We start from the raw sequence: 13,936 nt of genomic DNA, 5'->3' as shown, positions 1-13,936 counted from the left end.
GACTATGAGCCGGAAATTTGAAATCCTGATCGTTGGCGGCGGTGTTGCAGGTCTTGCACTTGCAACACGCCTTGGCAACACAATGGGCAGGCAGGGCAAAGCACGTATCACCCTGATCGACAAAAGTTTTTCTCATGTCTGGAAACCAATGCTGCACTGCTTTGCAGCCGGCACTGCCCAGAATGAAAATGACCGCATCAGTTTTATGGCACAGGCCAGACGTCATCATTTTGAATTCTGGCCCGGTGAGGTAATCAGCCTGGACCGTGAAAAAAAGGAAACAGTCCTTGGCCCGCTTTATGGTGCAGACGGAAGCCTGGTGCTGGAAGGGCGAACGGTTAAATATGATGCACTGATCTTATCAATTGGCAGCTGTGCAAATGATTTTGGCACACCGGGGGTCTCTGAGCATTGCCTCTTTATTGACAACCTTGTTGAGGCCAATGGTTTCAACGAAAAGTTCCGCATGGAACTTCTTCGTTCCTATGCTGGCGATGGCGCCCTTGATATTGCTATTGTAGGGGGCGGCGCGACTGGCACTCAGCTCGCGGCAGAGCTGCACAAAGCACTTGAGCTGGCTGGCCTTCATAGTTTTTCACAAACGCCACCCGTACTAAATATTACGCTGCTTGAAGCTGGCCCGCGTATTCTGCCTGCTTTCCCCGAAGAAGTCTCACAGGCTGCCAGGCAGGAACTTGAGCGCATTGGCGTCAGAGTGCTTACATCTGCTATGGTTTCAGGAGCAGACAGTCATGGCTTCACCCTCAAAGACGGCAGCCACATACCAGCCACCCTGCGCGTATGGGCTGCAGGCGTCAAAGCACCTGAAGTTACCAAAGGTTTTGGCGACCTCTCCCTGAGTCGTTCAGGGCAAATTCTGGTAAAACCAACCCTTCAGTCTGTTGATGACCCTGCCATATTTGCTATGGGCGACTGCAGCTACATTGCCGACGACCCTTTGCCGCCAACAGCTCAGGTAGCAAGGCAACAGGCCCATCACCTCGCACGGCAGTTACCGGCATGGCTATACGATAAACGTGAAATATCGCCTTGTGTGTTCAACAACAAGGGAGCGATTGTCGCATTAGGGAATTATAATGGATGGGGAACTCTGCCTGGAGGCACAGTCTTTGGAGGCGGAGTATTTAAAGGGCTGTCAGCTCGTCTGGGGCACCTGGCTTTGTATCGCCAGCACCAGGTTGAACTTTATGGTGTATCACGCGGCCTGATATCCTGCTTTTCTGACTGGGTAAGCTCTCTGGTTAATCCTTCGATCCGACTTCACTGACCGAGCAATAAAAATGCCTGCTCAAATCTCTCTGAAGCAGGCAATCTGCAGCATAATAACACGCTGAATCAGAACGACCAGGTCAGTACGCCCCTTTACACTAATCCACTCATCTACAGCGGTTCTGAAAGCGGCAATTCCTGACCGGGCGGCAACTCTGGCTGCCAGAGCCCTGTCACCGCTTTCAGACATGCGTTGTTCCAGCGCTGCAGCCAGACTATCCTCCCAGCAGGCATATTTATTTAAGCTCACCGAGCGTAATTCCGGCGTACGTTCAATCAGACGCACAAAAGCAAGCGCTTCTTCTTTCGTTTTTGCCATGTAAGGAACAACAGCCTCGAGCGCAACCTGAATGACTGCCTGAGGCAGCATATCTGCCGGACAGGCATTTACTCTCCTGGTCAGAACATCTGTCATCTGCTGCGTCCAGGCCGTAACGAGATCTGCCTTAGCAGGAAAGTGACGAAACAAAGTCCGGCGTGAAATACCCGCCGCTGCCGCAATTTCATCTGTGGTTGTTTTATTAAACCCTTTTTCAGACAAAAGCCTCATGGCGGCATCGATCAGAGCATCCTGGGTTTGCCGCCTGCGTTCTTCCCGCCGCGAGAAATTGCGCGCCACATCAGATGCTACAACCCAATCAGACAAAACATAACCTTCAAAAAATTCATTCTCATACTCAATCTGATTGATCACATTAAAAACGGATCAAAAAAACCGAACGCAGTGCCGATGGTATGCCACTATTCTCAAAGTGTTACCACTCCTCATATGCCTCACTGAATGTTTTAGAACCTATCGGTTTCCAAACCGAATCTTCCTTAATATCTCCACGTGAGCCACGTCAGTCGTTCGATACACAGAACCCGCTCTGGCTCACCACCATACCCCCCTAGGGAATACCTTAAAAGAAATTAAGTTTAAAAAATAATAACAATAATACCCCTGAGTTTTAATTGAACAAAAAAAACAATAAACTTCACGTAATAAAAAATAAAATATGAAATATAAATAACTTTTTTATTTAATTTTATTTTTGACATATATCAAAAAAAATATCTTTTAATGTAATTAATCATAATTAAATATTAATTGTTTATTTTTTTATTTTTTACATTTTATGATTTATTTATCATTAATAAATTTTTAATTATTAATATATAATTTATTTGATGGTATGTGCAGATATACCTTATTTATCACGCAGGATTGTTTTTTCTTAACGAAACAGCATGAAAGATCATAGTTATTTATAAACAAACTCGCAGATGAGTTGCATTATAAATCACAACCTGATCATCCCCAGCTGCCTTCAGCATAATGTTTGCTCTGAGAACTCGTTGAAATAATTCAATTGATTACGTTTTAAATAGTTATGAAGGTAAACAGAGAATGAGTCATGTTACATCCAACGTCCTGTATGTTGATGATGGTCTGAATGGATGGACAAACCCAGGTGGATTTTACGGCGCCGGATTTACATCTGTAACCGTTGAATCCGGCGGAACGTTTGCCGGCGCAACGCTTACCTCCGGAGGCAGCTTAACAATCCAAAGCGGGGGCACTGTACTCAACAACACATTCGAAGGCGGTACGCTGACTGTTGAAAACGGTGGGGCTCTCAGCAATATAACTATCAGTAGCGCTGCAACCGCTATATTTTTAGCAGGCACCAACGAATATTATTACAATGTAAATTTAGACGGTGGCACAATAAGTGCCTTTAACTCTACACCTTACTTTAACTGGGGAAGTAATGGCGGCACACTCATTCTCGAAAGTGGGTCAGTCGATACAGAAGGTGAGAACCCTTCATCTGGAAATGCCAATATCATAGTAAATTCAGGGGCCGTACTATCCGGCACTGCGCTGGCCTCTGGCAATACACTCACTGTAAACAGTGGCGGCAGCGTCACCGGTGCAATTATCAATTCTGGCGCAACAGCGGTATTTTCCGCAGGCGCCAATGAAAATGCCACTCTCAATGGCGGCGTAATCAGCGCTTATAACTCTCCTCCTTATTTTACGTGGGGCAGTAGTGGTGGCACACTCATCTTAGAAAGTGGTGCCATTGACACGAACGAATCACCATTTTCTGGAAATGCCAGTATCATAGTAAATTCAGGGGCTCAGCTATCCAGCGCTACGCTGTCCTCTGGCAATACACTCACTGTGAACAGTGGTGGCAGCCTCGCCAGTACAACCATCAATTCTGGCGCAACAGCGGTATTTTCCGCAGGCGCCAATGAGGTAACTTCTGTCCATCTCAATGGTGGCGTAATCAGCGCTTATAACTCTCCTCCTTATCTGGGATGGACCACTAGTGGTGGCACTCTTATCTTAGAAAGTGGTGCCGTTGATACGTACGAAACTCCACCTGCCGGCAACGCCAATATTTACGTTAATTCAGGGGCGACCCTGCAAAGTACGACTATATCTTCCGGCAATACACTTATTGTAAGCAGCGGGGGCGTAGTCTCCACCCTTACTGTTACCAGCAGCGGTGGTGCTGGTATACGAGGCCTTTCGTCCTCTGCTGTTGTCTCTGGCGGAGGTGTTCTGGAGGCTGCTGCCGGCGGAATAATTGCAAATAATACTGTTGAAAGCGGTGGCTCCTTATATGCACGCGACGAAGGCGTAATAGGCACAACAACAGTTTCAAGCGGTGGTTCTCTTTATGCATTTTCGGGCGGTGTCATCTCAGGCAACGTCACAGCAGAAAGAGGTGCGCAGGTTACCATTCCATCAACCGCAGGGGGCACAGTAACCCTCACGGGTGATGGTAATTCTGACCTAGTTATTACTGGCAATACAAGCCCGACAACTGTTATCTCAGGTTTCACTCAGAATGTCGGAACAGGTGCTGTTGACAGCATCACACTCGAAAGTGTGAAAGCTAATGACGTTAAAGACGTCACATACCCTGACGCCGATCACGTCACATTCACACTTCAGGATAATTCATCCATTACGCTCAACATCATTGGTGTTGAAGAAATTGGCTATACTCTGAGTGAAAATTCTGATGGTGACCTGGTTTATGAGGTCTGCTTCCTGGCAGATACACTCATTGCCACACCCGATGGTACAATGGCCGTGCAGGACCTGAAACCAGGTGATGTTATCGTTTCTTATCAGGACGGAAAAGCATGCCATACCACTGTGACATGGGCAGGCAAGGCACATTGCACTGTAAAATCAGAAAAATCTGACGATGAAGCCGGCTACCCTGTTCGTATTCTCCAGGATGCCATTGCACCAGGTGTTCCTTTTAAAGACCTGCTGGTAACAGCTGAACACTGCCTGTTTTTCGACAATGCATTTATTCCTGCACGTATGCTGGTTAACGGCCGCTCAGTCTTTTATGACCGCTCAGTTCCGTCTTATGACTACTACCATATTGAAACCGAGGACCATTCAGTCATTATGGCTGATGGTATGCTGACTGAAAGCTATCTCGATACAGGCAACCGTAATGCCTTCAGGCAGCAGGGGAATGTGTTCATCTTTAACCCACAGACAAAAAGCTGGGAAAATGATGCCGCTGCTCCGCTGGATGTGTCACGCGAACGGGTAGAACCCATTTACCGCCAGATTGCACAACGTGCAGAAAAGCGCAGACTGCCACTTCAGACACTGCCGCCTGCACTCACAACTGAGACAAACCTGCATTTACGTTCAGCTAACGGACATATCATTCAGCCACTCCGTACAGTTGATAAATGCGTCATGTTCATGATCCCTGACGGTCTTGATACTGTGCAGATCGTCTCAAACAGCAGTAAACCCTCTGACACCCGGGGGCCATTTGTTGATGACCGACGCAATTTGGGTGTACTTATCGGCGAAGTGCTCTTTTTTGAAGGCAACAAAAAAAGAGAGATTATCCATCACCTCACCGATGACGCACTGAACGGCTGGTATGGTATCGCCCACCCTTCAGCACGCTGGACAAACGGCAATGCCTCTCTGCCACTGGGGCCTCGTAAACCAGGCAGCATCGGCCTGCTTTCACTCAGCATCGAAGCTGCCGGTCCTTACTGTGTAACGCAGGATGAGGAAGGCAAAAAAACAGCCTGAAGAAACACGAAGACCTGATAACATAAAAAATATCAGGTCTTCCTTTGAGTTAATCAGCTCTGCTCAGTCAGGTTAAAACTGAAAATACCGGAAGCTGCTATAATATTTTACTATGCAGCTTCCTTTACTCAGGAAGTATATTCAGGAGCTGAACAACTAACACCAGCCCAGAGCAGATAACTTGGTCAGATCATCCGGTGTTAACCAGCCTTCACGCAACATATCCCGGATCATCCACCCGAACGAAAGCTCTGGTGTTTGGATATGCGTATTAAAAGACATTGTTTCTGTAATATTTTTTCCATCAGACAAAACAGAACGCACAGCTTTTTCGGGCAAATTTAAACCATTATTCTCCTGCTTAGCACTCAGTAATGCTGCCACTGAAGCTGAATTCTCTGACTGATTGCATAAGATTGCCGCTTCGGAAAGTGCTGAATAAAGACGTTTTGTTTCATCCGGATATCTCATTTTCCATTGATCTGTTAAAATGAGCATCTTCTCCAGATGATCTGACACAGTAGCTGCTGAGCCTGATACAGCAAAGGCAAGGTGACGGAGCTGGGCATCTGCGCCCCAGGGTGGGCCGGCACAAAACCCGTCAATTTCTCCTCCCAGAAGAGCCTCAATCATACGAGCGGGAGGCATAACCACAATGTCTGTTTCCGTATTACGGCAGACAGAAATTTTTTTGAGAAATCGTGTCAGAATAAGGTAATGTGTCGAATAAAGGTGGACAACAGCAAGACGCGGCTTACGATTAAGAGAACCCTGCCAGGTATGAAACGCTTTCTTTTTGTCTGGTTCTGAAATCCACGCACTCTGTGCCGCAGCCTGCCCACGCAGAACAATACTATTCCCTCCTCTGCTGACAGGCAGACCAGGGCGTAAACCAATAGCCCTCCCCCGCTGCCCAAGCGCTGTCATTATAGCCAGAGGCGGAAACATAAGTGCCCCATCAAGGCCATTCCAGACAAGACCATCAGCAACGTTAGCCCATGAGGGCATAACAACAGGCTGAATATTCAGACCATAACGGGAAAAAATATCGCGTGCGTGCGCCACCAGCACGGGGGCGCTATCAGCCAGTTGTAAAACGCCAATACGGCATAATGAGCTCATACTGGTGTACTCCTGTCATATCGGGCAAGATAATCTTTAGCGATATCAGCTATTTTCCGTGATTTTTCCATAGCCTGCTTACGAAACCAGCGGTAAGCTTCATCTTCTTTACAGCATTCATTTTTCATAAAAAGCAGCTTTGCCCGATCTGTCGCTTCACGGTCAGACAATGTTTTTCTGGCGGCCTGTAGTTCTGCACTGGTTTGCCGAAAGCGGCGGTACAGTGCAATTGCAGAACGCAGCAAAGGTTTTACATCTTTTACCGGTGTATTCAGTACATTGTATGAGCAGACGCCAGCCGCAAACGCATCTTCCATCAGACTCTCGTCATCCTCATCAATAAACAGGGCAACAGGCCGCTCAAGGCCAGAGGCAGAAAGTGCTCTTACACTATCAAGTGCATCACGATCAGAGCGGCTTATATCTACCAGAACAATATCAGGTATATGTATGCGTACAGCATCAATAAGGCTGGTGCCCGGGTGAAGCATAACAACATCCAGAGTGTTGTCGGCTGCGAGCAGGCTTGCCAGGGCCCCTGCTCTGTGGGAATTTTCATCTGCCAGAAGGACCTTCATCACCCGTTGTCTTTCTGTTTAGTATACATCACGCAGATAGCGGCCGCTGCGTGCCAGCTCTGCCAGAAACTCCCCGGCCTGTTCAATGCTCATTGCACCATGATGGCTGACAATCTGTTTCAGAGTATCATCAACGTCACGTGCCATTCTTGCAGCATCACCACAGACATAAAGGCAGGCACCCTGATTAATCCACTCCCACATGGCAAAACTGTGTTCGTTCATACGGTCCTGCACATAAATACGTTCATCCTGATCACGAGAGAAAGCTGTATCAAGACGGGTCAGATACCCCTGAGCCATAAAATCCTCCAGCTCTGAGCGATAATAAAACCCATTTTTTTCATGACGTTCACCAAAAAAGAGCCAGGCAGGCCCTGTTGCCTGCCGGGCAGCACGCTCCTGTAAAAACGCGCGGAATGGTGCAATCCCGGTTCCTGGTCCAATCATAATTACCGGCAGACTATCATCCTCCGGCAGGCGAAAATGCGAGGATGGCTGTATAAAAACTGAAACTCCCTCACCACTTTTAAGGCGGGTCAGCCATGTGGAGGAGACACCAGGAAACGGCGTATAATTTACACCAACCGTCAGGTGAACCCGCTCCGGATGCAGACGCGATGATGAAGACACCGAGTAAAGGCGTGGTTGCATGCGCCTGAAAAGCCCTGGTATCTCCTGCTCTGAGGGTGGCACCGTCAAAGTGCTTATCAGGTCAGGCAAATATCCGCTTTCCGTTAACCCCAGCTTTTTCAGCAACGCCGGTGTCGGACGAGAAAGATCAAAGCACCGGCGCAGGGCGTCACCCAGAGACACGACCCCTTTATGACGCAGTGTGAGCATAGTGTTTTCAGCAAGCTGAAGGGCTTTAAGCACTTTCTGCACAATGGCTTCATTATTCAGTGGCCAGACCCCAAGTGCATCACCTGTAGTATAGTTTAAACCAGTGCCGGATATATCCAGCTCAACATGGCATGTTTCTTTCCCGCCCTCTTCACCGCTCAGATGTGTAACTTTAACCAGACGTGCAGTTACGGGTGTATCGCGGGTTATCCCCTCAGATACACATAGCGGCTGTTTCATTAACGGCTTTGTGTCGGTGCCCTTACCCTCATCCCCCAGTGCTTTGAGTAACTGAGGCTGCCAGGTCTCTACCACATCGTCATAATCAGGCTCACACTCTGCACGCTCAAGCAAACTAAATGCGCCAAGAGAGCTAAGCTGCTTGTCCAGTAAACGCCCGAAACCACAAAAACTGGCATAAGCAGAATCCCCCAATGCCAGGACTGCATAACGTAGTGTCGTCAGTGGGGTGTTATGCTGCTGCAGCATGTTCCAGAAAGGAACTGCACTGTCAGGCGCCTCGCCGTCACCAAAGGTAGAGACTACAAAAAGAGCTGTCCCTGTCAGATCGTCGGGAGAACACCCCTCCAGACCAGCAAGCCTCACGTCATATCCACTTTCACTCAGCCAGGAGCTGAGCTGTGTCGCCAGCATTTCAGCTCTCCCTGTCTGAGAAGCCCACCAGAGTGTAAGCGCCGGTCGTGAAGAGGCAGGCTGACTATCATTACGCGGAGCCACAGCTGGCAAACGTGAATAAAGTGAGGTCAGCAACCCGTTAAGGTAAGACACCTGCTCAGACGATAACGGAGCAGAAGGTGGAATAACCGGCACTGTATTCTCTGGCGGCGTCAGCCGTAACCCCTCCAGAAAGCCGTTTATCCAGCCGACACTCCCGCCCGAAAATTCTGGTTTTTTAAATGCTGTCAGGTTCAGATGCTGAGCAAGAAAATCGGCTGGCATAGTGTCAGTTCTCTCCTGTGTCACAGAGGAAGCAGTTCCGATTAAAGTAAGCGATACGGCACAGTGTTTAATGCCTGGCTGCAACGAAAGCGGATCAACCGCATCAGAAGTGACCTCATTGATGCAGAGCTGTTCACCAAACCGGTCATTCCAGTGGAAAGGTGCAAAACAGGTCCCTGGCGCCACGCGTGATGAAATATGCGCAGGCAATAAGGCTCTTCCCCGCACGGAGCGTATCTCTACAAGATCCTTGTCTGAAATACCTGTGTGTTTTGCATCGTCAGGAGAAATTTCAATAAACGGACCAGAATTAAGTTTATTGAGCTGCATGACCCGACCCGTTTTGGTCAGGGTATGCCACTGATGTTGCAGACGGCCGGTATTCAGCAAAAAAGGATAATGTTCATCAGGCTGTTCTTCCTGCGCCATCCATGGGCGTGGCAAAAACACAGCTTTACCATCAGAATGTGCAAAAACAGGAGGGGCCTGCATATCAGGACGATAACGAACAGGATGCCTTGTGGAGAGATCACCCTCTGCCGCAGGCCATTGAACAGGGCCTGTTTGCAGACGGGAATGACTTACTCCCGAAATATCGTAACCTGTCAGTGAGTTTGTAAACTGACCAGCTTCGGCAAATATCTCAGCCGAAGACGCAAATGAGAAACCCTCGCTAAACCCCATGGCACATGCAACTCTGGCAATAATCTGCCAGTCCGGCAGGGCCTCTCCGGGTGGCGCCACAGCCTGACGAGCCAGTGTCATGGTACGGTCAGAGCTGACCTGCACGCCATCGCCCTCCGCCCATAAAGCACCGGGAAGCAGGATGTCAGCATAACGGCCGGTTTCGGCATCTGCATAAGCATCCTGCACTATAACCAGCTCTGCAGCTTCAAGAGCGTCTCTTACTTTACCGCGGCGGGGAACAGTAGCAACCGGGTTCGTGCAGATGATCCAGCAGGCTTTAATTGCCCCCTCTGCCATATCTCTGAACATCGCAATGGCGCCATCACTTCCGCTGCTACGGATCGTGCCCGGTGGCAGTTTCCACTGCTCCTCACAGAAAGATCTGTCTGTTTCTGTGAGAGCTGTGCGCTGCCCAGGCAACCCCGGCCCCATATACCCCATTTCACGCCCGCCCATCGCATTTGGCTGGCCGGTAAGCGAAAACGGGCCGCTGCCGGGCCTGCAGATTGCACCCGTGGCCAGATGCAGGTTGCATAATGCGTTAGTGTGCCACGCCCCCGATACACTTTGGTTTAAACCCATAGTCCACAAAGACATCCAGTCTTTCGCTTCAGCAATCCAGCGTGCAGCTGTCCGTATATCGTTTTCCGAGAGACCTGTCAGAGCAGAGACACGATCAGGTGTATAATCAGCGAGGAATGCAGACATATCCCCCCAGCCGCGGGTTGAAGCCTCTATAAATTTTTCATCAATAGCGTTCAGCTCAATCAGCAGCAGAAGCAGACAATTGAGCAATGCCAGATCTGTGCCCGGGCGTATCTGTAAAAACAGATCTGCTTTATCAGCCGTCGCCGTACGACGTGGGTCCACAACAATAAGTTTCGCACCTGATGCACGTTTACGGTCCATAAGACGCAGAAACAGGATCGGATGACAGTCTGCCATATTCGCACCAATGACGAAAAACAGATTACTGCAGTCAAAATCTTCATACGATCCAGGCGGTGCATCAGCACCAAGAGACAATTTATAGCCTGTACCAGCAGCTGCCATGCACAGACGTGAGTTTGATTCGATATGGCGTGTGCGCAAATAACCTTTGACCAGTTTATTCGCCAGATACTGCGCCTCAAGCGACATCTGACCCGAAACATAAAGAGCAATGGCATCAGGCCCATGCGTTTCAAGAACAGAACGTAAACGCTTAGCCGTTGTCTCAATAGCCGCATCAAGTGATACGGGCACGGGCGACGCTGCCCGCTCTGAGCGAATAAGTGCTGTATCGAGGCGCGCTGAAGATGTCACCGGCTCATGACATGTACTACCTTTAGTGCACAGACGTCCTTTATTAACCGGGTGAGAAGCATCACCTTTCACCCGGACAATTTTCTGATCTTTAACCTCCATCACGATGCCGCATCCGACACCGCAATAAGGACAAACAGAACGGACTTCGCGGCACGTCATACAGAATTACGCCATCAACGTTTCTGTCGGGACAGCACCCGCCATACTAAGTGCACGAATTTCTACACGGCCATGGTGGATCCGCGCATCCCACGCCCGGATAGATTTTGTAACATCTTCAAGACATGCCCCGTCTGTCAGACGGAAATGCTGTTTATAAAGAGGGGAAGCCACAACGGGTTCTCCGTTCAGGTCTCCCATCAGTCCACGCCCCAGCACATTAGCATGGGAAAACGGATCATGATTATCAACAGCAAATACCTGCCCTTCCCCATAGGCATCGGGCAGATAGAACAAAGCAACCTGTATATCGTTATATAAGGCAACCACCCCGGAACGTGCGACCAGGTCCTCCCGAGCGCAAAGGTCTGTCCACTCCGCCGGGCCTGCTGTGAATGACTGCTCAGGCTGATTGTCAGCAGGTTTAACCTGATCGCGCTCAGGCACAGTACGAATGTTGGGGTCCGGGCGACTATCATTTACAAATGTACGGAAGCGTTTCAGTTTTTCCTGATCTGTAAGCGCATCTTTCCATTCACAGTGATATGTGTCCACGACATGCTGCATTTGCTGTTCAAGCTCTTCACAGATACCGAGACTATCGTGAATGATAACATCTTTCAGATATTCCAGACCGCCTTCCAGCCCTTCACGCCAGACAGATGTCCGCTGCAGTTTATCTGCTGTGCGTATATAAAACATCAGGAAACGATCAATATATTTGACCAGCGTTTCTGAATCGAGATCTGTCGCGAAAAGCTCTGCATGGCGTGGCCGCATGCCACCATTACCACACACAAAAAGGTTCCAGCCATTTTCCGTGGCGATAATACCAACGTCTTTACTCTGGGCCTCTGCACACTCGCGCGTACAACCAGAGACTGCAAATTTCAGTTTATGTGGCGAGCGCAGACCTTTATAGCGATTTTCCAAATCGAGCGCTTTACCAACACTATCCTGAACACCATAACGACACCATGTGCTGCCTACGCATGACTTAACAGTGCGGGTTGATTTTCCGTATGCGTGGCCGGTTTCAAAGCCTGCGTCAAGAAGCTCTGCCCATATTGCGGGAAGCTGGTGTAATTGTGCACCAAACAGATCTACACGCTGACCACCTGTTATTTTAGTATACAGATTATATTTTTTAGCCACCTGTCCCAGAATAATCAGCTTATCAGGTGTAATTTCTCCGCCTGCAATACGAGGCACCACAGAGTAGGTCCCGTTTTTTTGCATATTCCCCATAAAAGTATCGTTCGTATCCTGAAGGGGGATATATAACGGGTCGGTAATAGGTTTATTCCAGGCTGAAGCCAGAACAGAACCGACTACTGGCTTGCAGATATCACAACCAAGCCCTCCGTTACCGTACTGCGCCATAAGCTCTTCAAAACTACGGATGCCATGCACCCTGACAAGAGAATAAAGCTCCTGCCGGGTGTACGAAAAATGCTCACACAAACTCCGGTCAACCGTAATCCCACGTGCACTCAGTTCAGTCTCAAACACGTTTTTCAGCAAGGCGGCACAACCGCCACAACCTGTCCCGGCTTTTGTCTCATTTTTCAGCGCTGAAAGATCTGTACAGCCCTGCCCGACAGCAGCGCTGATGGCCCCCTTTGTCACATTGTGACAAGAGCAGATTGTTGCCGTTTCAGGCAGGGCATCAGCGCCCAGTAAGGCTGCCCCCTCCCCCCGCGGCAGTATAAGGGTCGCCGGGTCAGCCGGTGGTGCAATCCTGTTCTGCACATACTGAAAAATCGTATCATAATACGAGTTGTCACCGACCAGCACGGCACCGGTGATGCGCTTACCATCAGCTGAAAGCACAAGGCGACGATATGAGCCATCGGCCTCACCAATAAAACGATAGCTGGTGGAACCAGGCTCAAGGCCATGTGCATCACCTACAGAACCGACATCAACGCCTTGTAGCTTAAGCTTCGTTGACATGTCAGCACCGGTAAAAGCAGCCTCGGTATCACCAGCAAGTAATGCACTGACCACACGCGCCATGGTATAGCCTGGAGCGACCAGACCAAAAATCTTTCCCTCCCACAGCGCACACTCACCAATAGCAAAAATATCAGGATCTGACGTGCGACAGTGATTATCGATAACAATGCCACCACGCTGCCCGATAGCAAGCCCGCAGGTACGGGCAAGATTATCCTGTGGTTTGATACCAGCTGAAAAAACGACAAGGTCAGTTTCCAGTGACGTGTTATCTGCAAAAATAAGTTTGTGCCGATGCGTTGTACCCGCAACAATTTCCTGCGTCTGGTGCTGAACACGCACATCTATGCCCAGGGCCTCAATACGATGCTTTAAAGCACGTCCGCCCTCTTCATCAAGCTGAGCAGGCATCAGGTGAGAGGCCAGCTGAATAACACTGACATTAAGCCCTAACACTTTAAGGGCATTCGCAGCCTCAAGCCCTAACAGCCCTCCGCCAATGACAGTGCCATGCTGAACATTACTGGCAGAATCACGGATAAGATCCAGATCTTCCAGTGTGCGGTATACAAGACCAGCCGTGCCGGTATTACCCGGAACAGGCGGTACAAAAGGCAGCGCACCTGTGGCAAGAATAAGTGTGCTGTAAGGGAGCTGCATGCTCTCTGTAACAATAATTTTCTCATCACGGTTGATATGAGTCACCCTGTCATTCAGGTGAAGCGTGATGCCATGTGCATCGTGAAAATCCTCCTGATGCAACCTCAGCGCCAGAGCATCCTGCCCTGTCATATACTCTGTCAGGTGAACACGATCATAAGCCTGATGACGTTCTTCACCAAAAATATGAACATCATACTGCTCGTGCAGGCCATGCATAACAAGCTGTTCTGCACAATAGTGGCCCACCATGCCATTACCAACAATAATAAGGTTTTTTTTCTGGGTCATG

At 49.1% G+C, this 13,936-nt stretch carries 7 protein-coding genes; 2 read left to right on the top strand and 5 right to left on the bottom strand.

What is annotated here, in order from left to right; genetic code table 11:
* The first annotated feature begins 4 nt into the window (after positions 1-4).
* Positions 5-1,288, top strand: coding sequence for an NAD(P)/FAD-dependent oxidoreductase (locus HK25_RS02780; RefSeq protein ID WP_086554874.1), 1,284 nt, complete (start codon positions 5-7; stop codon positions 1,286-1,288).
* Positions 1,289-1,309: 21 nt separating this feature from the next.
* On the opposite strand, the gene HK25_RS02775 is transcribed toward HK25_RS02780, so the two are convergent.
* Entirely contained in the window at positions 1,310-1,936 is a 627-nt protein-coding gene (locus HK25_RS02775; RefSeq protein ID WP_233127623.1) for a TetR/AcrR family transcriptional regulator, read from the bottom strand.
* Between the two features lie 744 nt (positions 1,937-2,680).
* Between HK25_RS02775 and HK25_RS02770 the strand changes: the two genes are divergently transcribed.
* Positions 2,681-5,368, top strand: a complete 2,688-nt coding sequence (locus tag HK25_RS02770) for a Hint domain-containing protein (protein WP_086635221.1) — start codon at positions 2,681-2,683, stop codon at positions 5,366-5,368.
* A gap of 156 nt (positions 5,369-5,524) precedes the next feature.
* On the opposite strand, the gene HK25_RS02765 is transcribed toward HK25_RS02770, so the two are convergent.
* The 4 genes from HK25_RS02765 to nirB are packed head-to-tail and all read right to left on the bottom strand — an operon-like array spanning position 5,525 to position 13,935.
* Positions 5,525-6,490, bottom strand: coding sequence for an ABC transporter substrate-binding protein (locus tag HK25_RS02765; RefSeq protein WP_086635220.1), 966 nt, complete (start codon positions 6,488-6,490; stop codon positions 5,525-5,527).
* The gene (locus HK25_RS02760) at positions 6,487-7,068 is read right to left on the bottom strand and encodes an ANTAR domain-containing response regulator (RefSeq protein ID WP_086635219.1); all 582 of its coding nucleotides are present in this window, start codon (positions 7,066-7,068) and stop codon (positions 6,487-6,489) included. The genes HK25_RS02765 and HK25_RS02760 overlap by 4 nt, the downstream gene beginning before the upstream one ends.
* 18 nt (positions 7,069-7,086) lie before the next feature.
* Positions 7,087-11,025, bottom strand: coding sequence for a bifunctional nitrate reductase/sulfite reductase flavoprotein subunit alpha (locus tag HK25_RS02755; RefSeq protein WP_086635218.1), 3,939 nt, complete (start codon positions 11,023-11,025; stop codon positions 7,087-7,089).
* 6 nt (positions 11,026-11,031) lie between these two features.
* Entirely contained in the window at positions 11,032-13,935 is a 2,904-nt protein-coding gene (nirB, locus tag HK25_RS02750) for a nitrite reductase large subunit NirB (protein WP_086635217.1), read from the bottom strand.
* Between the last annotated feature and the right edge of the window lies 1 nt (position 13,936).

Source organism: Acetobacter sp. DsW_059, assembly GCF_002153695.1.
GTDB lineage: Bacteria > Pseudomonadota > Alphaproteobacteria > Acetobacterales > Acetobacteraceae > Acetobacter > Acetobacter thailandicus.
The sequence above is the reverse complement of the archived record's forward strand: the minus strand, read 5'-3'. Positions and strand labels throughout refer to the sequence as shown.